Origin of the sequence: Mesorhizobium sp. M0768, from assembly GCF_040320195.1 — a bacterium.
In the GTDB taxonomy this organism is placed as follows: domain Bacteria; phylum Pseudomonadota; class Alphaproteobacteria; order Rhizobiales; family Rhizobiaceae; genus Mesorhizobium.
In genome coordinates, this window is the sequence record NZ_JAMYPD010000018.1 from 87,712 (window position 1) to 108,660 (window position 20,949).

At 62.7% G+C, this 20,949-nt stretch carries 23 protein-coding genes and 1 pseudogene; 13 read left to right on the forward strand and 11 right to left on the reverse strand.

The genetic code is table 11. The features are described from left to right. Positions 1 to 4: 4 nt before the first annotated feature. From NKI08_RS21800 to NKI08_RS21830, 7 genes are read right to left on the reverse strand one after another with little or no spacing between them, the layout of a single operon-like run. On the reverse strand, positions 5 to 1,114 hold the full coding sequence (locus NKI08_RS21800; protein ID WP_352472880.1) for a CgeB family protein: 1,110 nt from the start codon (positions 1,112 to 1,114) through the stop codon (positions 5 to 7). Further along, positions 1,111 to 2,205 (reverse strand): CgeB family protein, encoded by a 1,095-nt coding sequence (locus NKI08_RS21805; RefSeq protein ID WP_254818801.1) that lies wholly within the window; start codon positions 2,203 to 2,205, stop codon positions 1,111 to 1,113. Before NKI08_RS21805 ends, NKI08_RS21800 begins: the two co-directional genes overlap by 4 nt. After that, positions 2,202 to 3,332, reverse strand: coding sequence for a CgeB family protein (locus tag NKI08_RS21810; protein ID WP_352772042.1), 1,131 nt, complete (start codon positions 3,330 to 3,332; stop codon positions 2,202 to 2,204). Before NKI08_RS21810 ends, NKI08_RS21805 begins: the two co-directional genes overlap by 4 nt. Positions 3,333 to 3,334: 2 nt before the next feature. Beyond that, positions 3,335 to 4,435, reverse strand: a complete 1,101-nt coding sequence (locus tag NKI08_RS21815; protein ID WP_352472882.1) for a glycosyltransferase family 4 protein — start codon at positions 4,433 to 4,435, stop codon at positions 3,335 to 3,337. Continuing rightward, the gene (locus NKI08_RS21820) at positions 4,420 to 5,712 is read right to left on the reverse strand and encodes a TIGR04295 family B12-binding domain-containing radical SAM protein (protein WP_352472883.1); all 1,293 of its coding nucleotides are present in this window, start codon (positions 5,710 to 5,712) and stop codon (positions 4,420 to 4,422) included. Before NKI08_RS21820 ends, NKI08_RS21815 begins: the two co-directional genes overlap by 16 nt. Continuing rightward, on the reverse strand, positions 5,709 to 6,788 hold the full coding sequence (locus NKI08_RS21825) for an NAD-dependent epimerase/dehydratase family protein (RefSeq protein ID WP_352472884.1): 1,080 nt from the start codon (positions 6,786 to 6,788) through the stop codon (positions 5,709 to 5,711). Before NKI08_RS21825 ends, NKI08_RS21820 begins: the two co-directional genes overlap by 4 nt. After that, the gene (locus NKI08_RS21830; RefSeq protein ID WP_352472885.1) at positions 6,785 to 7,891 is read right to left on the reverse strand and encodes an NAD-dependent epimerase/dehydratase family protein; all 1,107 of its coding nucleotides are present in this window, start codon (positions 7,889 to 7,891) and stop codon (positions 6,785 to 6,787) included. The genes NKI08_RS21825 and NKI08_RS21830 overlap by 4 nt, the downstream gene beginning before the upstream one ends. A 272-nt stretch (positions 7,892 to 8,163) precedes the next feature. Between NKI08_RS21830 and NKI08_RS21835 the strand changes: the two genes are divergently transcribed. Next, positions 8,164 to 8,433, forward strand: coding sequence for a hypothetical protein (locus tag NKI08_RS21835; RefSeq protein ID WP_352472886.1), 270 nt, complete (start codon positions 8,164 to 8,166; stop codon positions 8,431 to 8,433). Between the two features lie 24 nt (positions 8,434 to 8,457). Here the strand turns inward: NKI08_RS21835 and NKI08_RS21840 are convergent, their stop codons facing one another. Both NKI08_RS21840 and NKI08_RS21845 read right to left on the reverse strand, forming a co-directional pair. Continuing rightward, positions 8,458 to 9,054, reverse strand: a complete 597-nt coding sequence (locus NKI08_RS21840) for a response regulator (RefSeq protein WP_352472887.1) — start codon at positions 9,052 to 9,054, stop codon at positions 8,458 to 8,460. 1 nt (position 9,055) lies between these two features. Beyond that, the gene (locus NKI08_RS21845; RefSeq protein ID WP_352472888.1) at positions 9,056 to 9,253 is read right to left on the reverse strand and encodes a hypothetical protein; all 198 of its coding nucleotides are present in this window, start codon (positions 9,251 to 9,253) and stop codon (positions 9,056 to 9,058) included. A 166-nt stretch (positions 9,254 to 9,419) separates the two neighbouring features. Between NKI08_RS21845 and NKI08_RS21850 the strand changes: the two genes are divergently transcribed. Together NKI08_RS21850 and NKI08_RS21855 are read left to right on the forward strand one after the other, a co-directional pair. Continuing rightward, a complete protein-coding gene (locus tag NKI08_RS21850; RefSeq protein ID WP_352472889.1) occupies positions 9,420 to 12,524 on the forward strand; it encodes a CheR family methyltransferase in 3,105 nt (1,034 codons plus the stop codon). Between the two features lie 8 nt (positions 12,525 to 12,532). After that, positions 12,533 to 12,880, forward strand: coding sequence for a response regulator (locus NKI08_RS21855; RefSeq protein WP_352472890.1), 348 nt, complete (start codon positions 12,533 to 12,535; stop codon positions 12,878 to 12,880). A 66-nt stretch (positions 12,881 to 12,946) separates the two neighbouring features. Here NKI08_RS21855 and NKI08_RS21860 read toward each other — a convergent pair. Beyond that, positions 12,947 to 14,494, reverse strand: a pseudogene (locus NKI08_RS21860) (molybdopterin dinucleotide binding domain-containing protein); the annotation flags it as partial. 181 nt (positions 14,495 to 14,675) lie between these two features. On the opposite strand from NKI08_RS21860, the gene NKI08_RS21865 reads away from it, so the two are divergent. From NKI08_RS21865 to NKI08_RS21885, 5 genes are all read left to right on the forward strand, one after another. Then, positions 14,676 to 14,894, forward strand: coding sequence for a hypothetical protein (locus NKI08_RS21865; protein WP_352472892.1), 219 nt, complete (start codon positions 14,676 to 14,678; stop codon positions 14,892 to 14,894). Between the two features lie 25 nt (positions 14,895 to 14,919). Next, positions 14,920 to 15,357 (forward strand): GFA family protein, encoded by a 438-nt coding sequence (locus NKI08_RS21870; protein WP_352472893.1) that lies wholly within the window; start codon positions 14,920 to 14,922, stop codon positions 15,355 to 15,357. A 148-nt stretch (positions 15,358 to 15,505) separates the two neighbouring features. Beyond that, positions 15,506 to 15,664 (forward strand): hypothetical protein, encoded by a 159-nt coding sequence (locus NKI08_RS21875; protein ID WP_023716639.1) that lies wholly within the window; start codon positions 15,506 to 15,508, stop codon positions 15,662 to 15,664. A gap of 125 nt (positions 15,665 to 15,789) precedes the next feature. After that, complete coding sequence (locus NKI08_RS21880) at positions 15,790 to 15,969, forward strand: hypothetical protein (protein ID WP_352472894.1); 180 nt, start codon at positions 15,790 to 15,792, stop codon at positions 15,967 to 15,969. A 3-nt stretch (positions 15,970 to 15,972) separates the two neighbouring features. After that, entirely contained in the window at positions 15,973 to 16,191 is a 219-nt protein-coding gene (locus NKI08_RS21885) for a hypothetical protein (RefSeq protein WP_352542035.1), read from the forward strand. 43 nt (positions 16,192 to 16,234) lie between these two features. Here the strand turns inward: NKI08_RS21885 and NKI08_RS21890 are convergent, their stop codons facing one another. Further along, positions 16,235 to 16,726 carry a hypothetical protein gene (locus NKI08_RS21890; RefSeq protein WP_352472896.1) on the reverse strand — a complete coding sequence of 164 codons (492 nt, stop codon included), beginning with the start codon at positions 16,724 to 16,726 and terminating at the stop codon, positions 16,235 to 16,237. 215 nt (positions 16,727 to 16,941) lie between these two features. On the opposite strand from NKI08_RS21890, the gene NKI08_RS21895 reads away from it, so the two are divergent. The 5 genes from NKI08_RS21895 to NKI08_RS21915 all read left to right on the forward strand — a co-directional run bounded on the left by NKI08_RS21895 (position 16,942) and on the right by NKI08_RS21915 (position 20,946). Continuing rightward, positions 16,942 to 17,658 carry a GntR family transcriptional regulator gene (locus NKI08_RS21895; protein ID WP_352472897.1) on the forward strand — a complete coding sequence of 239 codons (717 nt, stop codon included), beginning with the start codon at positions 16,942 to 16,944 and terminating at the stop codon, positions 17,656 to 17,658. Next, the gene (locus NKI08_RS21900; RefSeq protein WP_352472929.1) at positions 17,658 to 18,752 is read left to right on the forward strand and encodes an LLM class flavin-dependent oxidoreductase; all 1,095 of its coding nucleotides are present in this window, start codon (positions 17,658 to 17,660) and stop codon (positions 18,750 to 18,752) included. The genes NKI08_RS21895 and NKI08_RS21900 overlap by 1 nt, the downstream gene beginning before the upstream one ends. After that, complete coding sequence (locus tag NKI08_RS21905; RefSeq protein WP_352472898.1) at positions 18,752 to 19,297, forward strand: flavin reductase family protein; 546 nt, start codon at positions 18,752 to 18,754, stop codon at positions 19,295 to 19,297. The genes NKI08_RS21900 and NKI08_RS21905 overlap by 1 nt, the downstream gene beginning before the upstream one ends. A gap of 80 nt (positions 19,298 to 19,377) precedes the next feature. Beyond that, positions 19,378 to 20,355, forward strand: a complete 978-nt coding sequence (gene dctP / locus NKI08_RS21910; RefSeq protein ID WP_352472899.1) for a TRAP transporter substrate-binding protein DctP — start codon at positions 19,378 to 19,380, stop codon at positions 20,353 to 20,355. 78 nt (positions 20,356 to 20,433) lie between these two features. Beyond that, entirely contained in the window at positions 20,434 to 20,946 is a 513-nt protein-coding gene (locus tag NKI08_RS21915; protein WP_352772050.1) for a TRAP transporter small permease, read from the forward strand. The last annotated feature ends 3 nt before the right edge of the window (positions 20,947 to 20,949 follow it).

A 20,949-nucleotide genomic window follows, 5' to 3' on the forward strand; every position in this document is an offset into this window, starting at 1 on the left:
CGGGTCATGCTGCGCTCTCGACGTCCAGATCGAGAACAGAACCTGGCGATTTGGCCTGCGCCAGCAGCGAAACGAATTCGCGGGCTCTTGCGATGCTTGTGTGAGCTGCGAGGATGAGCACGCGCGCCTGCCTGGCCATGGCAAGCCGGGCGCCGTCGGATTCCCCGGACAGGATACCGACTACGTCCTCGGTCCTGCGAGCCGTGTGGATCGTCCGCTCTGGAAACAGGCTGTCCAGTCCGGCCCAGCTATCGCTGATGATCGCCGTGCCGCAGGCGGCTGCCTCGAAGAGGCGCACGCTGGGCGACCATCCGGCCGCGATCATGGAACTGCGCGTGACGTTCAACGTGTAGCGTTGGCGGCTGTAAAAGGCGGCGTGATCTGCCGGCGGCAGGTGTTCGATGCGATCCACATTGTCCGGCCAGGCGATTTCGCGCGGATATTGCGAGCCTGTCACGACGAAGCGGCGCTCTGGCATGCGACGCGCCGGTTCGAACAGCAGGGCCTCCAGCGTCGCCTGGCGGTCGGGGCTGTAGGTGCCGAGATAGCCGAGATCCCAGCGGATTGGATCACCGGTTCCGTGATGCCGTTCCGGGTCGACGGAGCAGTAGAGCGGCTCGGCCCGCCTCGCGCCGAATTCCGCCGTTAGACGGGCAAGCGTCGGCCCGCCGGTGAAGGAGAAGTAGACGTCGAAATACGGGACCTGCCGCCTGGCAATGTACTCGCAATCATCGGTCGAAAGCTTTGCCAGCGTGATCGGAGTGTCGATGTCGTAGAAGCAGAACTGACCCGTGCACAACGATGCCACGACGTCGATGATTTCAGGGCCTTCGGGAACGAAGGAGCCGACGACCACGATATCGGCATCGCGCAGGCAGCGCGCAAAATTGCGGCGAAGATCATCGATCGTTTCATAGTAGCGCAAGGCGCAGAAATCGGGATCGCGCAGATCCCGGTGACTTGCGTACCACGGCACGTCGCGTTCGAGAAAAGTGACGCGGTGGCCGAGTTCGTGGAGACCTTTAAGCAGCCCCCGAAAGGTGGTGGCATGGCCGTTTCCCCAGGATGAGGAGAGCGACAGGCCAAGAAAGACGATGTCGAGCGGCTTCGTCATTCGGCCGCCTCCACGGTCGGACGCTCGAAATGGCGCCTGAAGATGGCGTCGGCCAAAACGGCCCGTGTCGTATAGGTATGTTCGCCAAGTACCCGCCGAAGCGCCGATGCCCCGATCGCCTTGGCCCGTTCGGCACTAAGGCTTTGCATGATCTCGGCGACGTCCTCGCCATCGCGCGCGACCAGGATTTCCTCGCCGGGTTTCAGGAACAGGTCGACGCCGAGCCAGGCGTCGGTGATGAGGCATGCGCCGGCGCCCGCCGCCTCAAAAACGCGCGTCGCAGGTGAAAAGCCATTGGCCGCCATGCTGTCGCGGCTGATGTTCAGCACCGCCTTGGCCGTGACGTTCAATGCATTGTGGTCGCGCGTGCCGACATGGCCGAGCCATCGGACATTGGCGGGCATCTGCTTGTCGCCCCAGCCCGATCCGCCGAGCAGGAAGCGCTGATCGGCGGAGCGGCCGGCCGGGTCGAGGAAGAAGGCCTCGACGCGCGCCTCGCGGTCCGGCAGCCGGTTGCCGAGAAAGGCGAGATCGCAGGCAAAGCGCATGTCCTTGCCGACCGGATGATGCGTTTCCGGATCGAGCGCGTTGTAGATCGGCACGCATTCGGCCGCCCCCATTGCCCGATAGGCCCAGACCACCGGGTCGCCGCCGCCATAGGTCAGCACGAGGTCGATTTCCTGCAGCGCGCGATGCAGCGGATGGTCGGGCTCGTCGCGCAACTGGCCAAGCGTCGCCGGCGCATCGACATCCCAGAATACGGTGAGCGCATCGGCACGGGCGTGATCGAGCACCGCCCGCAACAGTGCGTCGTCGGCGAAACCGACGCCGCTCGCCTTGACGACGATATCTGCCTCCGCCGCTCGCGCCGCCACCTGCATCATGGCATGCGGAGTGGCCTCGTAGACGACGACGGCACACCAGTCCGGCGCCTCGATGTCGCGGTTCTTCTGGCGATCGTAGACATCGGGCTCATAGAAGGTGATGTCGTAGCCGAGCCTGGCCAAGGCCTTGAGCAGCCCGCGGTAATAGGTGGCCGCGCCGTTCCAGTAGGACGACAGCAGGCTTGACCCGTAAAATGCGATCTTCATTCGGCGGCCTCCTTTGCAAGGATCGTGTCGGCGGCTTGGCGGCGCCCGCATTCGGCGAGCACGCCGAACAATTGATCCGCCCGGTGCCGGCATGTGTGCCGCAAGCGGATGGTCTCGAGGCCCGATGTCGCCAGAGAAGCGGCGAGGTCCGCGCCGTGCAGCACGGCGCGAAGATGACGCCGCATCTCGGAACCGTTGTTTGCAAACAGAAAATCTACGCCGGGCCTGAACAGGCATTCGACATCGGACCACGGCGCCGAAACGAGCGGGATGCCGCAGGCGAGCGCCTCGAACATGCGGATGGTCGGGATGCCGGGCAGGCTTTCGCGGTATGGACGCCGCGGGATGTGAACCGTGATGCGGTTCGCCGCGAACGCCTTCGGCACGTCGGCATTGGCGATCCAGCCTTCGCAGCGCAGGCCGGCGGCCGCAAGGTCGGCGAGCGCCTCCCGCGGATAGCGAACGCCGTGGACGGTTCCGCTCAGGCCGAGTTCACGCACCGGGCCGACCAGGAACTCCCTGATTTCGGCACTGCGCTCGTCGTCGCCCCAATTGCCGATCCAGATAAGGTCGGAACTACGCTCGATTTCAGGATGCGGCTGGAACAGGTGGTCATCGGCTGCCTCGTGCCAGGTGAAGACCCGCTTGCCCCATCCGGCGCGAAGATAGCTTTCCCGCAGCGCCTCGCCGAAGGCGAGCACGCCGTCGTAATGTTCAAGCCGCAAGGCGGAAATCGCTTGCGTGGCCGAGATAGCGCGATGGTGCGTGTCGTGGAACAGCAGCGTGAAACGGCCGCCAGTTGCTTTCGCCCTGCCCAGCCGCGCAACAAGGTCCGGCTCGGTCCACTCATGCACGATCACCACATCGGCGTCGGAGATCCAGGCTTCGTGGTCGAAAGCGGCATCGTAGGTCACCGGCATCAACTCGGGGAAGTCCTTCCGGAATCGCTCGATTGCGAAGGACCCTTTCTCGGCCAGCAGGTTCGACCGGCTCCAGCCGTCGGCGGGCTCCAGCGCGATAGCCTGGTGCCCGCGCGCGACCAGCTCACGCATGATGCCGCGCAGGAAATGTGCGTTGCCGTGGTTCCAGTCGGAAACGATCGAATGGGTGTAGAATAAAAATCGCATAATCAATTATCCGCCATGGTGGCCAGGGCCGCCTTGTCGTAGACGCCGCGCATGGCGGTCGCCTGTCTTGCCAATGAAAATCTGCGGCTTCGGCGAGCGGCTGCTTCACCGAGCTCTCGCCGGCGCTGCGCGTCGCTGCAAAGGCTGTTGACGCATCTGGCGAGATCGCCCGGATCGCGCGCGTCGAAGAACATGGCCGCCCCGTCCCACAATTCGCGATAGGTCGAGATATCCGCGAGCACCAAAGGCGTCTTCGACATCGCGGCTTCCAGCGTGGCCAGGCCGAACGGTTCGTAGAGCGACGGCGATACGAAAATGCCTGCCCGCGCCATCAGCGAGCGCACTTCCTCATGTGGCACCGGTCCGACGGGAACGGCGTGACTGAAGCCAACATGCTGGCCGTCCGGGCCTTGCAAGGAGCCGGCGACGAAGACCGGCCATTGCGTCAGGGAGGCGGCCTGGTCCAGCACCGCCGCATTCTTTCCTTCGTCCCACCAGCGCGCGGCGGCGAAAACCACCGATTCCCGTCTTTCGCTCTTCGCGCCGGGCCGCGCCCCGTTGCCGACGACGCTCAGGCGGGCGATCGGCCCGTAGCAGGTTTCGAGCATGTCGGCATGGCTGCGGCTGGGTGCAACGACAATGCCTGTTTTGTCGAAACCGCGCCGGTTGCGGTCCTTCTGCCAGGCCCATTCGCCGTCCGCCGCCTGTCCCTTGACGGCGTGGAACCATGTCACCACGCAGGAATGCGACACCGTCACGATCGGGCAGGGCACATCGAGCCCCGCGGCCTGCGTCGGCGCGTTGAGATGGACGATTTCGACGGCGTAGTCACGTATGAGCGGGTGCAGCTCCCGCTGCAATGTATCGAGGTCGTGCTCGTTGCGGGTCATCCAGTCGGGCGGCGTGTTGAGCCAGGTCAGCGCCGCGAATGACTGGGCCTCCTCCGCCTGCTGCCTGGACGGTTCCGGACCAAGCCCGGCAAGCACGACGCTGTCGCCGCCGGCGACCAATTGCCTGGCCAGATCGAGCGCATAGCGCCAGACGCCACCGACGGCATCGACGGTCATCAGTATGCGACGCGGCGGGCTCAGCGTCCGCAACATGTGGCCTCCAATTCAGCCAGCGGACGCGGACGCTTCTCCTGGATGTCGCTGAACGTTCGGAAGGATGCGAGGTAATGTTCATGCGCGCGCTCCCAGGCGAGATCGTCCGGCTCGCCCCAAAGTTCGCGGTAGCTCGGCGAACTCGGATAAGGATAGAGCGGCACCGGTTCGTTGGCCCAAACGCCGTTGTCGATCAGGTGCTTCCGCCAATAATCGACGAGCGCGGGATCGTCCTCGACCACGCCGATCAGATTGGCCTGCACGAACGGCACGTGGCGCCTTGCGTCGACCAGCAGCGCGGCCAGCTCCTCGGTGCCCAAACGGCAGCGTTTTGCCAGCATGGCGCGGCCTTCCACAGTCAGGCTTTCGAGGCCCGCCTCGATCGAGACGCAGCCGGCGGCACCGAGCAGCTTCAGCAATTCCGGCTTCCAGAGGTCAATACGGGTCTGCACGCCGAACTTCACATCGCGATCGACCAGCGCCTCCAGCAATGCCTTTTGCGGCAGGAAGATCTCGTCGATGAAGTAGATGTAGCCGACACCCTGTGCGATCAGCCGGTCGATCTCGGCGATCACTGCTTCGTGGTTCCGGCGGCGGTAGGCATCGCGGAAATCGATCTTGGCGCAGAAGCTGCAATTATACGGGCAGCCGCGCGACGCCTCGACCTCCGCGCCAAAGCCGACCTGGTTGTCGTCGAAGCGATGATGGTGGTGCGAATGCGCGGCAATCCAGTCCGACGGCCATTCGAGCGGCGGGTGATCGATGAACGAGCTCGCATGCACGCCGCCGTTCGAGACCAGTTCTCCATCCTCGAAATAGGCCGTGGACGGCACCGCGCTCCAGTCGTCGCGCCGGGCAAGTTCCGCGACCACTTCCTCGCATTCGCCGCGCACGACGATGTCGACGCCTAGCTTGCGCAAAGTCGGCGTCGGCGTCGCCGAGCCATGCGGCCCGACGGCGACGGTGCGACCGCCGCACCCGGCAAGATGATTGAGGAAATCGGCCGGCACCCGCAACTCGGGCGGTGCGCAGCGCCAGAACAGGTAGGTCGGCGCGGTGCTGACGACGGTCATGTCAGGCTCGAATGCGGCGACGCGATCGGCGAGCGCGGCGTTGTCGAGCTTCTGGATCTGCCCGTCCAGCATCAGCACCTCGTGGCCGGCGGCGTCGAGCAGCGCTTTCGAATAGCCGAGTTCGAGCGGCAGATGCGGCTGGCGGCAGCCGAAATAGATGCTGTCCTGGTACGTCCAGGACGGATTGACCAGAGCGACCCTCATGCCACGTACCTCGCCGGTTCGGGATGCGGGTCGAGGCGATGACGCTGCAGCCAGTCGGCGAGGTCGCGGATGCCGTTTTGCCACGGGACGTGCGCTTTCCATCCCAGCGCCGCCTCGATCGCGCGTGTGTCGGCGACGAAGAACGGTTGGTCGCCGGTGCGTTCGCGGTCGTAACGGATCGGAACGTCCCGTTTCGTTATGTCGCGAATCTCGTTCAGCAGCGTGCGCAGGCTGACGGCGTTTTGTGGTCCGCCGCCGAGATTGAATGCTTGGCCGCTGATTTCCTCGATCCGGTCGAGCACGGCGCGATAGGCCGCGACCGCGTCGGCAACGTGGAGGATGTCGCGCACCTGCTTGCCGTCGCCATAGATGGTGATCGGCCGGTCCGAGAAGGCGCTAAGCAGGAAGTGGGCGACCCAGCCCTGATCCTCCGTCCCGAACTGGCGCGGTCCATAGATGCAGCTCATGCGCAGCACCGCCGTCGGCAGGTCGTATGACTTGGCGTAGTCGAGGACATACTGGTCCGCCGCGCCCTTGGAGCAGCCATAGGGCGTGCAGAAATCGAGGCCGCGCGTCTCGTCGATGCCGTGCGCATGGATGGCCGCGTCGCGAGGCGCGTATCTGCCGTCCTCTTCGCGCATGGCGAGATCGGCAAGGCGGCCATAGACCTTGTTGGTGCTGGCGAAAACGACGGGGGTGCGCTTGCCGCTGCGGCGAGCGGCTTCCAGGACGTTGAACGTCCCGCGCAGGTTGACGTCGAAATCCTCGTCCGGTCGAACCAGGCTCGTGGTGACGGCGGTCTGCGCTGCAAAGTGGAAAACCGCCTTTGAACGCGCCACCAGCGGCGCGAGCGCCTCGGCGTCGCGGATATCGGCGATTTCGATGGTCAGGCGGCTGCCGTGCTTTTGCGTCAGCCATTCCAGGTTCTGCTCGACGCCGGGACGGCTCAGGTTGTCGATGACCAGCACCAGTTCGCCATCCGACAACAGGCTGTCGGCGAGGTTGGAGCCGATGAAGCCGCTGCCGCCGATAATGGCGATGGGCATTTCGCGAAAATCGGGTGACTCCGGTCTCATGATACCAGCCCTCGCGCTTCGAGTTCCCGCTTCATCTCGGCGCTGCGATCGATGGCGACCGTGTTGCGCACCCAGGCGACGAAATCGCCGAGCGAATGCTCCAGCCGGTACTGCGGCTGGAAGCCGAGCAGTTCGCGCGCCTTGGAGATGTCGGCAAAGCAATTGCGGATATCGCCGGAGCGTGCCTTGCCGAGGATTTCCGGCTGGCGGCCAGGCACGCCCATCGCTTCGGCGAGCAGCCGGGCGACATCGCTGACCGCGTAGGCTCGCCCGCTGCCGATGTTGATGACGTGGCCGCGTGCCTGCGGCTGTTCCAGCGCCAGCCGGAAGGCGCGGGCGACGTCGCGTACATGCACGAAATCGCGCTGCTGTTCGCCGTCCTCGAAGATCAGCGGCCGCTGGCCGTTGGCGATGCGCGAGGCGAAGTTCGCGAGGACGCCGGTATACGGGTTCGAGAGCGCCTGTCCGGCGCCGAAGACATTGAACAGGCGCAGCGCCACCGCATCGACCCCATAGGCTTCGCCGAAGATCAGTACGGCGCGTTCCTGGGCGTATTTCGTCAGCGCGTAAATTGAGGCGAGATCGACCGGTTTCTGTTCGTCGGTCGGCAGCGGCGACAGGACTTCACCTTCCGGGGACAGGGGATTCCATTGGCCGCTGCGGATATCGTCCGGCTGCCGTCTTGCATTGTCGATGCGCCGGCCGTCCGGCGTCGCATAGAGACCCTCGCCATAGACGCTCATCGACGAAGCAACGACGATCCGTTCGATCGGGCGTTTGATCAGCGCTTCCAGCAACGTGGCGGTGCCGAGGTCGTTGGCGCCGACATAGCGGGCGATCTCGTACATGGACTGGCCGACGCCCACTTCAGCCGCCAGGTGAATGATCGCGTCGACATCGTCGACCGCCTCTGAGATGGCGTCGCGATCGCGAACGTCGCCTTTGATCAGCTTGGCGCCTGGCGGCAGGCTGATTGCCTCGCCACCATGCACCTGGTCCAGCAGCGCATCGAGAATTGAAACCCCATAGCCATGTTCAACGAGTTCCTGGGCGACGTGGCGGCCGATAAAACCGCAGCCTCCCGTGACCAGTATACGTTTCACGACAACTCCTCATACGAATGGCTTTGCCGCCCCAAACTTCCGGGCGAAAGGTTTGTTCCCTTGCTTCAACAAAGTTCCCGGAACGCTGCGCTCCGAAAGCGACCCCGCCTCGGGCTGGGCACGGGAACATCGAAGCGCGCTTGGTGTTAGGAGCCATAATCAACCAACCGCGCGCACATGCCGGGCAGCAATGCATCTGCTGGTTGTGTGAGGGCAGACCGGAGCAACGCGTGAGATCTCGCGGCCTGCGGTGGAATCGAAGGGAGATTGCGATGTCTGAATCCAGGACGACCACCGATCACGACGAAATCCGCCGTTGGGCCGAGGACCGCGACGGGCGACCGGCGGTGGTGCGCACCAAGGGCGAGGGAGGCATACTGCGCATCGACTTCGGCGAGCCTGAAGAGACGTTCGAGCCTGTCGAATGGGACGAGTTCTTCAGGATCTTCGATGAGAACGAACTGGCCTTCCTCTACCAGGATGAGACCAGCGGCGGAAAGACCAGCCGCTTCAACAAATTCGTCGAACGCAGCCGGAAGTAGGATCGCGGCAAACAGCGGCCACGGTCAGTGCAGCAGGTTTGGCCCGCGTGCCCTGACGATGTTTCGCATGATGCCGTTGAGCCAGTCCTCCGTGGAGGAGCCGGATCGTCTCTTGTCGATTTCGCCGATGGCCTGTTCGAGCGTTCGCTCGACCAGCCGGTCGGAGGCCTCCACATCTCCCAGCAGCAGGCGCGCCGCGAGCCTGAGCTTGGGCAGCAGCGAAAATACGTCGTCCGAGGGCTCCGACGATCGGCCTCCTTTCGATGCCGACGTCTCGGCTGGGAAGAGAGCATCGAAGACAGCCTGGCCGTTCGAGGATTTTCGGAGGCTGCTGGCATAGCGAAGGCGCTCAGGAATAACGATGTCTTCGTCGCCGCTGAAAAACACGAACGGCACGCCACGGCGCATCAACTCGTCGGCGATCGGGAATACCCGTCGTCCGTTGAGATTGACGTCCAGGATCGCGGCCTCCGCCTCGTCCGTATGTTTTGATGCCTGTTCGACCGTCGCCACCGGGCCAAGCACCACGGCGCCCATCTTGCTGAAGTAACGTGCAAGATCGCCCGCCAGCATCCATTCGTCCTCGACGATCAGGATATGCAAGCCTTGCAGGTCGCGCACCTCATTGTTCCTTCTTCCTGCGGGATTTACGGCTGTCGGCGCGGACTTCCGCAAAATGGCGGGCCAGGACCTCTTGCAACCGTTCCGCGAGCGCGAGCAGGCGAGGCGGGATGTTTTCAGATACCGGGAACTTGGTCAGATCCGGCGAGGGCAACAGGATTCGCTTGGCCGGCTTTATTTCAGGTGGTCGTCTTGCCATTGGAACCGCCTCCGAAGTCAAATGTTAATGCCCAGCCGCGGTGCTTTGTTCCGTTACTGGACTATTTACTGGCCTCAGGCTCGGCCCGGTCTTAGTCTGAGGCGTGATTAGGGTCTGAGGCCCGATTTGACGGCTTTGTGTTCGCGGCTGTTACCAGGGGCTTGGCGTGGCATCCCAGAATGGCAGATTTCCCATAGTCGGCGTCGGTGCATCGGCCGGCGGCATTCCGGCGATGGAGGGCTTGTTCAAGGGAATGACCGGCGGCACCGGCATGGCGTTCGTCGTCGTCACGCACCTCAGCCCGGAGCGGGAAAGCCTGCTGCACGAGGTCATCCGACGTTACACCGAAATGCCGGTCTTGGTGGCCGAGGAGGGGGCAGCGGTCCAACCCGACCAGGTCTATGTGATGCCGCAAAACGTCGTTCTCACCATCCGTAAGGGCGCGCTTTCGCTGCGCCGGCCGAACACGTTCAGCCGCGAGCGCAAGCCGATCGATATCTTCTTCAGCGCATTGGCCGAGGACCAGGGCGAGTATGCCGTCGGCATTATCTTGTCGGGTGGCGATTCGGACGGCACGCTCGGCGCCAGGGCAATCAAGGAGCATGGCGGGCTGACCATTGCCCAGGCCTCCAACGGTTCCGGCCCGCGCAATCCAGCCATGCCGCAGAGCGCGATTTCGAGCGGCCTGATCGACATAGCGGCGCCCGCCGAGCAGATCGGTGCAAAGCTTCAGGCGTTTGTCCGCGGTTTCGACGTGCTGAACGGCCTGACCGAAGCAGACGACGAACACAAGGCCGAGATGGATCGAGCCCGCGATGAAATCTACACCATTTTGCGCAGCCATTCCGGTCACGACTTTTCCGGCTACAAGGCCAAGACGTTCCTGCGTCGCGTAAAGCGGCGCATGCAGATAACGCAGCTGCAGTCGATCACCACCTACACAGAACGGCTGAAAAGGGATCCGGACGAGGTGGCGAAGCTGTTTCGCGACCTCCTCATCAACGTCACCAGCTTTTTTCGCGACGCCGACGCGTTCAAATTGCTGGAGGACAAGATCATACCGCAGATTTTCGAAGGCAAGAACGCCTCCGATGCGGTGCGTGTGTGGGTGCCCGGCTGCGCCACCGGCGAGGAGGTGTTCTCGATCGGCATGCTGATGCGCGAGCGCATGGAGAAACTTTCGGCGCAGCCGCGCGTCCAGATATTCGCGACCGACATCGATGAGCCGGCGCTCGCGGTGGCGCGTGCGGCACGTTATCCAGAAGCGCTGCTGCACGGGCTTTCGCCCGAGCGCAGGCAACGCTTTTTCCACAGTGACGGCGAGAGCTATGTGCTCGGCAAGGAGGTGCGCGAACTGTGCATCTTTTCGCCGCACAGCATTATCCGCGACCCTCCCTTCTCGCGCATCGACATGATTTCGTGTCGCAACCTGCTGATCTATTTCGGCCCGCAGATCCAGAACCGGGTCATCCCGATCTTCCACTACGCGCTGCGCCCGGGCGGCTATCTGTTCCTCGGGACCTCGGAAACCATCGGTCAGCACGGTGACCTGTTCGCCACGGTCGACAAGAAGCAGCGGATATTCCAGGCGCGGGAACATGCCACGCCGCGGCCGCCGGTCCTGATCGGCAATGGCCGCACGGGTGCCCTTCCGGTCGGACGCGGCGGCTCGAAGAAGGATGCGACCAGCCATTCACTGCGCCAGGCGATCGAGGCTCAGGTGCTGGAGCGGTTCGCCCCGCCTCACGTTCTGGTCAATGGCGATGGCGACATCGTCTACTATTCGGCGCGGACGGGCAAATATCTGGAAGCGCCGCAAGGCGCCCCGAGCCGGCAGTTGCTGACCCAGGCCCGCCACGGGCTGAGACTGGAACTGCGCGCCGCGTTGCGGGAAGCAGCCACGACGCGCCGCACGGTCGTGCGGGAGAATATAGCGGTCGAGGAAGACGACGAACAGCTTCAGTTCATTACATTGACGGTCGAGCCATACACGGAACGCGGTAATGGCGAGCCCCTCTACCTCGTCCTGTTCAATCCGGTGGGACAGTCCCAGATCCGCTCCGAGCCGGCACACGAAAGCCGCGGCACCGACGACGCGGCCGATCTCGAGCGGGAGTTGCGCGACACACGCGAGCGGCTGCAATCGACCATCGAGGAATACGAAACCGCGCTGGAGGAAGTAAAATCTTCGAACGAGGAACTCGTCTCCGTCAATGAAGAGGCGCAGTCGACCAATGAGGAGCTTGAGGCCTCGAAGGAGGAGATGCAGTCGCTCAATGAAGAGCTAAACACCATCAACGCGGAGCTGACCGGCAAGATAGAGGAACTCGATCGCGCCAACAGCGATCTCAGAAACTTGTTCGAAAGCACGGAAATCGCCACCATCTTCCTCGACCGCAACCTTGTGGTGCGGACCTTTACTCCCGCCGCGTCGTCGTTCTTCAACTTGCGTCCGTCCGATGTCGGCCGCCCGCTGACCGATCTTTCGAGCCGACTCGACTACCCCGAGTTGAAGCGGCACATCCAGGCGGTGTTCGAGACGGGAGAGACCCTGAACCATCACCTTGCGCGCGATGACAACGGCCGGTTTCACCTGGTTCGCATCAACCCTTATCGGGACAAGAGCGGCGGCGTCCAAGGCGTGGTCGTGACCATGATCGACGTGACGACGCTGGCGCAGGCGGAAGAGCGTCAGCAGGTGCTCATCTCGGAGCTGAACCATCGCGTCAAGAACATGCTGGCGGTCGTCGCCAGCATCACCAACCGGACCCGTGAAAACTCGGCGTCGAAAGACGAGTTCGCCGACGCCTTGATCGGCCGCCTGCAGGCGATGTCACGAGCATACAGTCTGCTCTCGCGAGAAAGCTGGACCGAAGCTTCCGTCGAGGAACTGCTGCGCCAGGAACTCGATCCCTTCGGGGCCGAACGGTTCGAACTCCATGGCAAACGGGTGAGCCTCAAGCCGGTACAAGGGCTTTCCTTCGGCATGGCAATCCATGAACTGGCGACGAATGCCGCTAAATATGGCGCCCTTTCGAAACCTGCCGGGCGGATAGTCGTGAAATGGTCGGTGGCGGACGGAACCTTCAGGCTCACTTGGCGCGAGAAGGGCGGCCCCCGCATCAAGGAGCCAACCGACAGCGGCTTCGGCCTTACCCTTCTGCGCGGAGAAATCGGCTACCGGCTGGGCGGAAAGGTTGAAACAACTTTCCACTCAAATGGTTTGGAGGCGGAAATCGCATTCCCTCTGACCCGTGAGGGCTCGTCGTGACCGGAAAGATGCGTGTGCTGATCGTCGAGGACGAATGGCTGATCGCCGACGACGCGGCGGCTTACCTGCGCAAAGCCGGCCATCAGGTGGTTGGACCTGTTTCGTCGGTAACGGCGGCACTCCGGCTCGTTGGCGAAGGCGGGATCGACGCCGCGTTGCTGGATATCCAGTTGAACGACGAGACCAGTTATCCGATCGCGGAAGCGTTACGGATGCGCGGTGTTCCGTTCGCCTTCCTCTCCGGGTATGGCGAACGCGAAATTCCAGCCGGGTTCCGCGCTTGCAGGATGGTGCAGAAGCCGGCGAGCCAGAGTGCGATCCTGAATGCCGTGGATGAACTCGCGCGAGCCGGCTGAGATCGCGATTGAAAGTCGCGCCAGGTCACATCGGCGTGGTGCGTGCCTGCCGCGAACGACGAACGCCTATGGCAATATCCGCACCGGTACCGATTTGACCGCCGGAACATGAGCCCTCTCGGCTCTGTGCCACAAAGGAACCAGCGGGTTGAGCTCGGGGTAGTAACCGGCACAATTTCCCTCCGGCACCGAGTAAGGCGTGATGCGCAGTCCGTGCACGCGGCGCTCCACACCGTCCCGCGCGTTGGCTTCGAGATCGACCTCCTGTCCCGCGCTCAAACCGAGGCGCTGGATATCCTTTTCATTCATCAACAGCACCATACGTGTGCCGCTGATGCCGCGCAGCCGGTCGTTGTAGCCGTAGACGGTGGTGTTGAACTGGTCGTTGGAGCGCACCGTGATCAGTGTCAGCACATCATCGCCGGCGACATCGATGTCGGGATCGGTTTCAAGGCCACTTGGCAGCTTGAAATTGGCCTTCTTGTTCGGCGTCTCCCACACCCGCTTGCTCGCCTTGATGTCGCGATGGAAGCCGCCGGGCGTCAGGAAACGCTCGTTGAAGTCGCGGAAATGTTGGGGGTAGCAGCGCTCGATTTCGTCGCGGATGCGGGAATAATCCCCAACCCACTCATCCCATGGGATCGAACTCCTGCCCGGCACCGTGGCCTTGGCGAGTTCGGCGACGATCCTGGGCTCTGAAAGCAGATGCGGCGAAGCCGGAGGTCGCGATCCGAACGAGCCGTGGATACAGGCGGTGGAATCCTCTACCGACACCCTTTGGTCGCCGCTTGCCTGATGGTCTCTTTCCAGCCGTGACAGGCAAGGCAGCAAATAGGTTGCCCGGCCGGCGGCCAGGTGACTGCGGTTGAGCTTGGTCGCGATCTCGACATGCAGGTCGAGCCCACGCCAGGCTTTCTCGACCAGGCCGGTTTCCGGCACGGCCCGCACGAAATTGCCGCCGAGCCCGACGAAGCCCTTGACCGATCCGTCGATGACGCCTTCGCAGGTTTCGACCGTATCGAGACCTTTTTCGCGCGGCGGTTCAAAGGCGTAGAATTCGGCGAACTTGTCGAGCGGGACGAGCTCGGGTTTTTCCGATATGCCGACGGTGCGCTGCCCCTGGACATTGGAATGGCCGCGCAGCGGCGAAATGCCGGCGCCGGGTTTTCCGATATTGCCGCGCAGAATCAAAAGGTTGCACAGCATCTGGACGTTCTCGGTGCCGTGCCGATGCTGGGTCAAGCCCATGCCGTAATTGCCGATCACCGCGTTGGCATGGCTGTAGACCTCGGCGACATGCTCCAGGTCGGTCTGCGCAATGCCGGATCGCGCGACGATATCGCTCCACTGGGTTTTGCGCAGGAAGGCTTCGAATTCGGCGAAGCCATGCGTGTGTTCGGCGATGAAAGCCGTGTCGAGGACACGCGTCCTGCCGCTTTCGCGGGCGTCGTCGTCGAGCGCCAGCAACGCCTTGGCGATACCCGTCATCGCGGCGATATCGCCGCCCGAACGAACCTGGAAGTAGTCGCTGGACATTTTGGTACCCGGTCCGGGCGGCCTTCGCCGCGCGCCTTGCGGACCAGGGATTTGAGCGATCCCCAGCCGCCTGTCGGGTGGTCGTATTTCTTGGTTTCGATGCGATCGGTTACGGCGGGTTTCATGCGAGCCACTCCCTGTAAGAAGAGCATGCATAAGAACCCGCCGTAAGGCTGAATGTTCCGGGCCGGGTCCGTACCGTCTCGCCGGAACCATTTCCGCCATCGTTTGTTCGGCCCGAAGAAAGGAGCCGCGCGAAATGGAGCGACGTAACGCGTTAATTGCGATGGTGATTTCGGCCATCATCATCGTCGGCTTTCTCATCGGCTTTTTGTACGGCGATATGGGCTGGCGAACTTCGCCGCTCAAAAGAGCCCCTGAACAGAACCAGGGTGGCAATGCTCCGGCCGATACCTCGCCTGCCGCCGGCATCAAGAAGAACCCCAAGGAAAATACCGAAATGCCAGGCCAGCAATGAGTGAGGTCAGCAATGAAGGCAGGTAATGCCACGAACTGAAACGGGGTCCTGTTTTTGCGGCGCCATAACGGCGGAGATGCGCGGCGAGCCGTTCTGGATTTGCTCCGATCACGATGACGACTGCCGCAAGGCGATAGGAAGCCCGCTAACGGTGTGGGTCGGCTATCGGCCTTCCGAATTCACATTGCTCACCGGCACGCCCAAGACCTTTTCGAAAACCCCCGGCGTGCTCCGGTCCTTCTGTGCGGATTGCGGAACATCGATCGGCTATGTCGACCAGGGCCTGCCCGACGAACTCTATCTGTCGATCGGCTTTCTCGACCACCCCGAACGGTTTCCGCCGCAGGCCCACGCATATTGGGACATGAGGCTTCCCTGGGTCGACTTTCCAGACGAGCTGCCGCGGGTGGGAAGGTATTCGAGGCGGCGCGATCCCGCTTTCGGAAATCCGGCGGACCGCTAGCCTGCTGCCCGCTTGGAGGTGGAAAACGTACCGTTCGCAGTTTCGTACGAATACGACAATTGGCGCGCGGCCGAAAACGCGCAATTATAGGCCAATGGGCCGCCGTTTGGATGACAAGCTCGATTGCAAGGCGTGCGGGACGATCCTGATGGAAATTCCCGACAACCCGAAGGATTCGACGCCGATCTATTGCAGCAATTGCGGCGCCTATCTTGGCGAATGGGGCGATCTGCAGGAGGATTTCTTCAGGCAGGCGTTCGGTGCCCAGGCCTTCGATCTGAACAACGGAAACATCATCAAGAAATAATCCTGGATCCCGCCGGCCAAGCCACCGCCTGCGGGCCCGGCTATTCGCGGCAATTGCCGTTCGGACCGGGCCATCGGGAACCTTTCTCCCGAGCCGCTTGTTTGGGTGACGGAAGGAGACACGCCATGAGCACAAAACCTCCCCCTGTGCCGCCGAAGAACCTGAGCCCAAAGGGCACCGGTGACAAAAAACCGGTAGCAGCCGACCAGGCACCGCAATCAGCCGTTCCGGATCCCGACAAGCAGGGCCAGCAAGGCAATACGAAGGTCAACACCACCCATCAAGGCAACGTCCAGGATCGCTAGGTCATGTCCACGTCGAAGAAGACTCCTGCCAGCATCCGCCAGGGCGGTCCCGGCGCCGCGCACGAAAACGCCAAGAAGCCGCTGAGCGTCGAAAAGCCGCCGGCCGACTCCGACCGTCGCAGCCACAGCAAGGTTTCCGGCGGCGGCGGCGAACACGACAGCCACCATACCCACGACCCCGAAAAGAAAGGCGACACCCGGTCCGCGCATCAGGACAAGTGAAGTCGGCCGGCGACGCGACGATCGGTGAGGTTCGAGCGAAGTGTCAGCGGGGACGGCGCGCCGAGGCAATCGGCACGACGTTGTCGACCACCGGCAAGTCGAACAGCATCGGAAGCCCCCGCGTCGCGGCCATCTCCACGATCAGTTCTTCGATGGAGTGATCGGTCAGACGCGTCTCGACGCCCAGCCGGATCATCGCCGCCAGCTTGTGCACCGGCACCGGCACGGACTTCGCCCGGTCGTCGAGCAGCTTGCTGATTTCGATCACGACGTCGGCGTCGATATTCCTGGGCAAGTCTCGCATAAGCGCCTCCCCGCCAAACGAAACGAAAAGCCCGCCGCACCTTTCGATACGGCGGGCGATCCAGTAATGCGTACCGGCGAGGGATCGGGGTGGGCGTGCCGGCGCGCGCAGATCGCAAGTAATTTTAGTTAAATCCGTCAACTTCGATGTGTCGCGGAAAAACGTCTGTACGTTTTTTACCGAACCGCGCGGATCGTTAGCTGTCCCCGCCGTGGCGCGGCGCGGCAGCACGGATGGCGCGATCCATTGCCCTCCGGACAGCGAACTCAAACAGTATACATTATAAACTTAAAACATCTTGCCAGGTGATCCAGCCTATGCTCCACTTGAGCCGGGAACATGGCTGATAGGTGGATTTCTGCCGACACGTGGCTGCATTTCAAACGGCACGACTGCGAGAACACAGCCTCAAACAATATACGAAATCTTCGCATGGGAAGGCGTGGATGACGGAAACGATAGAGCTCAAACGGGTTGGCGATGGCAATCTGCGTGCCCAGGTCTATCAACAAATCCGGCTGACGATACAGCATGGCGAATTGGCGCCTGGCCAGAAGCTCGTCGATGTCGATATTGCCGCCCAGCTCGGCATTTCCAGAATGCCTGTCCGTGACGCCTTGATGCAGTTGGTGCATGAGGGCTATCTCGTCGGCACGACACGCGGCTTCACCCTGCCCACGCTTACCGCGACGGATGTCGCCGACATCTTCGAGGTCCGCCGCCTGCTTGAGCCACGGGCCGCCGCGCACGCGGCACGGACACTTGACGCCGCTGGCCTCAAGACCCTGGCAGCCGCGCTTCGGGAGGCCGAGGCTGCGGCCGCCGCCGGCGATGCCGACCGCTTTTTCCAGGCCAATTCGGCATTCAGGAATTGTTGGCTCGGCGCCGTCGAGAACGAGCGCCTTTCCCAAACGATTGCAAGGTTCGCCGACCATGTGCTCGTCGTGCGCTTAAGGACGCTGTCGCACCAGCCGACGCAGGCCGTCATCGTTGCCGGCATGCGCGCAATCTATGAGGCATTCGTCAAGCGCGACGCCGTCGCCGCTTACGACCGCATGACCCACTTCATTCAGAACGCCGAGGAGCGTTTCATGAAGCTTAGCCCACCGTTTCAAAACTCCAACGGTGAAGGTGAGGGCATGTCGCGGCAGGGGAAAGCATGATCAGGAAGCAGCACCCGCTGAAAGGGCCGAACAGGTTCAAGCTCGGCGTATTTTCAATGAACGCCGATGGCGGCCTGGCAATGACTACCGTCCCCGAGCGCTGGCGTGCCCGCTGGGAGGACAACCTCAATTCCGCCTGCATCGCCGACCGCGCCGGCCTCGAGTTTCTGCTGCCGATCGCCCGCTGGCGCGGCTTCGGCGGTTTGACGCATGTGCGGGAATGGTCGTTCGAGACTTTCACCTGGGCGGCGGGCCTTGCTGTCGCCACGGAAAACATCGGCCTGTTCATGACGGTGCATGTGCCGCTGGTTCATCCGCTGCAGGCTGCAAAAGCGCTGGCGACGGTCGACCACATCTCCAATGGGCGGGCCGGCTTGAACATTGTCTGCGGCTGGAACCCCGACGAGTTCGCGATGTTCGGGCAGACGGTCGGCGATCGAACCTACGATCAAGCGGAGGAATGGATCAACATCATCGTGCGTGCCTATCAATCGAGGGAGCCGTTCGACTTCGGCGGCGAGTTCTATGATCTGAAGGGGGTCGTCAGCCGGCCGCCAAGCCTGCAGGCGCCGCGACCGGTGACCATGAACGCCGCCTTCGGCGCGCCGGGGCGCAACTACGCAGCGCGCCACTGCGATTATCTGTTTTCGACGTTTTCCGAAATTGCCGACGGCCGTGCGCATGTGGTCGACATCACCAACCGCGCGGCCGAAGTCGGGCGCGAAGTCGGCGTCTGTACAGTTTGTCACGTCGTCTGCCGGGAGACCCAGCAGGAAGCCGAGGATTACTACCGGCACTACGCGTTGGAATGCGCGGACGAGGGTGCGGTCGACGAGCACATGCGCAAGAAGAAGGAATTCGCGAACTCGCACGATGCGAAGGCTTTCACCGAATATCGGCAAAGGTTCGCCGGTGGTGCCGGGACGTTCCCGCTCATCGGCACGCCGGAAAAGATCGTCGACGACCTCACCGAGATCATGGAACAGGGTTATTCCGGCGCCGCCCTCACATTCGTCAACTACACCTACGAATTGCCCTTCTTCTGCGACCGCGTGCTGCCGCTGATGCGCCAGGCCGGGCTTCGAGTAAATTGATGCCGGCGGCCGCCATTCCGACGCCGTGGGTGGATGGGCACGACTCCATCAATCCGCGCGCGTTCAAGCAGGCTATGCGGGCCGTGGCGGGCTCGGTCGCCATCCTCGCGTCGGAACATGACGAGATCGGTTTTTGCGGCATCACGGCGACGGCTCTCTGCTCGTTCAGCGCCGAGCCGCCGTCGCTGCTGGCTTGTGTCAACCGCGGCAGCACCTTTGCCTCGGTCATTCACGAAGGTTTGCCGTTTTCGGTCAATCTTCCCGCCGGCGACCAGGAGAACGTTGTACGTGCCTTTGGCGGCATGACCAAAGCCAAGGGCGCCGCGCGGTTCTCTTCCGGATCATGGGTGCGTGGCGAAACCGGCGCGCCCTTGCTTGTCGGCGCACGGGCAATATTCGAATGCCGGGTGGCCGAAATCATCGTGCGGGCATCGCACATGATCGTCATCGGCATCGTGTCGGGCGTTGCGCTGGACCGCGCTCATCGATCGCCGGTCTTCTACGCGCATGGGCGGTTCCTGACAGTAGGAGATGATGCCAACTAACCGCCGTTCACGCGGCGGCGCGGCGATTGCAATTTTAGATCGAACCCGATCATGGACGAACTATCAAAGGGAGTATGGCAATGCGCATTTGGAAATCCCTTGTTCTGGCTGCACTCATGTCGGGTGTGGCGGGTAGCGCCGCGGCCGAAGAGGTCGTCCTCAACGCCGTGCATTTTACGCCGACGCAGAACGGCTACGCGCAGAGCTTCCTGAAGTTCGTTCAGAAGGTGAACGAAAAGGGCAAGGGCGTGGTCCAGATCAACGTCCGTGGCGGGCCGGAGGTCATTCCGCCGATCCAGCAGGGCGCGGCGCTCAGGAGCGGCCTGATCGATGTGATCGACACACCGGCAGGGCAGTTCCTCGAACTCGTGCCCGAAGGCGAGGTTTTCTCCGCATCGACGAAGACGCCGTGGGAGGTTCGCGACAATGGCGGCTGGGACTTCATCAGCGGGATTTTCGAGAAGAAGGCCAATGCCCATCTGCTGGCGCATGTCGACGCGGGCTCGGGCTTCAACGTCTTCACCGTCGACGAACCCAAGCTCAACAGCGAAGGCAGCATCGACTGGGGCAGTCTGAAGATCCGCTCGTCGCCGCTCTACCGCGATTTCCTTGAATCCTTGGGCGCAACGGTGATCGTGCAAGCGCCGGGGGATGTCTATACCTCGCTCGAGCGCGGCGTCGTCAATGCCAACGCGTATACCGTGTTTGGCTATGCGTCGTTCGGCTGGGACAAATTCACCAAATACCGTGTCGACCCGCAGTTCTTCAAAACCGACGTGCTGATCTCGATCAACAAGGCCAAATGGGACACGCTGTCGCCCGAAGCGCAGAAGCTGCTTGCCGACACGGCCGTCGAATACGAGCGCGCGAGCTATGACGCCAACCTTGCCCAGTCCGAAAAACAGGCACAGGCGATGATCGACGGCGGGCAGAAGGTGATCAGCTTGACCGGCGCCGGCCGCGACAAATTCCTGGCGGCTGCCACGCAGGCGAGCTGGGCGAGAATGGCCAAACGCGATCCCACCAACATCGATCAGTTGAAGAAATTCTTCCAGTAGCCCGAGCCGAGGGTGCCTTGCGTGCCCTCCATCAAAGCTGGGCCAAGAGGACGAAGGTGGACATGGGGGTCGTCGGGCATGGACAGATTGTTTGCAGCGATTGGGAAGCTGAGCCTTGCGTTGGCGGCGGCGGCAAAAGTGGTGCTTGGCCTCATCATCGTCGCGGTGGTTGCTGATGTGTGCGTCCGCAATCTGGGCCTGAGGCCGCTTGCCTGGGCGGTGTCGGCGACGGAATACGGCCTGCTCTACGCGGCATTCCTGCCGATGCCCTGGCTGGTCCACAGCAAGGGCCATGTCTTCGTCGAGTTCCTGCGCCAGGCGCTGCCGGTGCGGGCACGGGTGGTGCTTGAAAAGCTGGCCTATCTCGCCTGCATCGGCGTCAGCCTCTACCTCGGCAGCGTCGCTCTGTCTTCGCTGACAAGTGCCGTTGCGGGCGGCGAATACGAAACGCGCAGCTTCGATATGCCGAAATGGCTGGTCTTTCTGCCCATCATGCTCGCCTTCTATCTCTCGGCGCTGGAATGGCTCAGATATCTGCTCGGCCGTGACACGCTGTACACGCTCGATCCGCTGGAAATGGAAGGGCTCTGACCG

Coding starts and splice junctions, on each gene's coding strand:
- NKI08_RS21800 (WP_352472880.1), bottom strand. CDS start 1,114: ATGACGAAGCCGCTCGACATCGTCTTTCTTGGCCTGTCGCTCTCCTCA.
- NKI08_RS21805 (WP_254818801.1), bottom strand. CDS start 2,205: ATGAAGATCGCATTTTACGGGTCAAGCCTGCTGTCGTCCTACTGGAAC.
- NKI08_RS21810 (WP_352772042.1), bottom strand. CDS start 3,332: ATGCGATTTTTATTCTACACCCATTCGATCGTTTCCGACTGGAACCAC.
- NKI08_RS21815 (WP_352472882.1), bottom strand. CDS start 4,435: ATGTTGCGGACGCTGAGCCCGCCGCGTCGCATACTGATGACCGTCGAT.
- NKI08_RS21820 (WP_352472883.1), bottom strand. CDS start 5,712: ATGAGGGTCGCTCTGGTCAATCCGTCCTGGACGTACCAGGACAGCATC.
- NKI08_RS21825 (WP_352472884.1), bottom strand. CDS start 6,788: ATGAGACCGGAGTCACCCGATTTTCGCGAAATGCCCATCGCCATTATC.
- NKI08_RS21835 (WP_352472886.1), top strand. CDS start 8,164: ATGTCTGAATCCAGGACGACCACCGATCACGACGAAATCCGCCGTTGG.
- NKI08_RS21845 (WP_352472888.1), bottom strand. CDS start 9,253: ATGGCAAGACGACCACCTGAAATAAAGCCGGCCAAGCGAATCCTGTTG.
- NKI08_RS21855 (WP_352472890.1), top strand. CDS start 12,533: ATGCGTGTGCTGATCGTCGAGGACGAATGGCTGATCGCCGACGACGCG.
- NKI08_RS21865 (WP_352472892.1), top strand. CDS start 14,676: ATGGAGCGACGTAACGCGTTAATTGCGATGGTGATTTCGGCCATCATC.
- NKI08_RS21870 (WP_352472893.1), top strand. CDS start 14,920: ATGCCACGAACTGAAACGGGGTCCTGTTTTTGCGGCGCCATAACGGCG.
- NKI08_RS21875 (WP_023716639.1), top strand. CDS start 15,506: ATGGAAATTCCCGACAACCCGAAGGATTCGACGCCGATCTATTGCAGC.
- NKI08_RS21880 (WP_352472894.1), top strand. CDS start 15,790: ATGAGCACAAAACCTCCCCCTGTGCCGCCGAAGAACCTGAGCCCAAAG.
- NKI08_RS21885 (WP_352542035.1), top strand. CDS start 15,973: ATGTCCACGTCGAAGAAGACTCCTGCCAGCATCCGCCAGGGCGGTCCC.
- NKI08_RS21895 (WP_352472897.1), top strand. CDS start 16,942: ATGACGGAAACGATAGAGCTCAAACGGGTTGGCGATGGCAATCTGCGT.
- NKI08_RS21905 (WP_352472898.1), top strand. CDS start 18,752: ATGCCGGCGGCCGCCATTCCGACGCCGTGGGTGGATGGGCACGACTCC.
- dctP (WP_352472899.1), top strand. CDS start 19,378: ATGCGCATTTGGAAATCCCTTGTTCTGGCTGCACTCATGTCGGGTGTG.
- NKI08_RS21915 (WP_352772050.1), top strand. CDS start 20,434: ATGGACAGATTGTTTGCAGCGATTGGGAAGCTGAGCCTTGCGTTGGCG.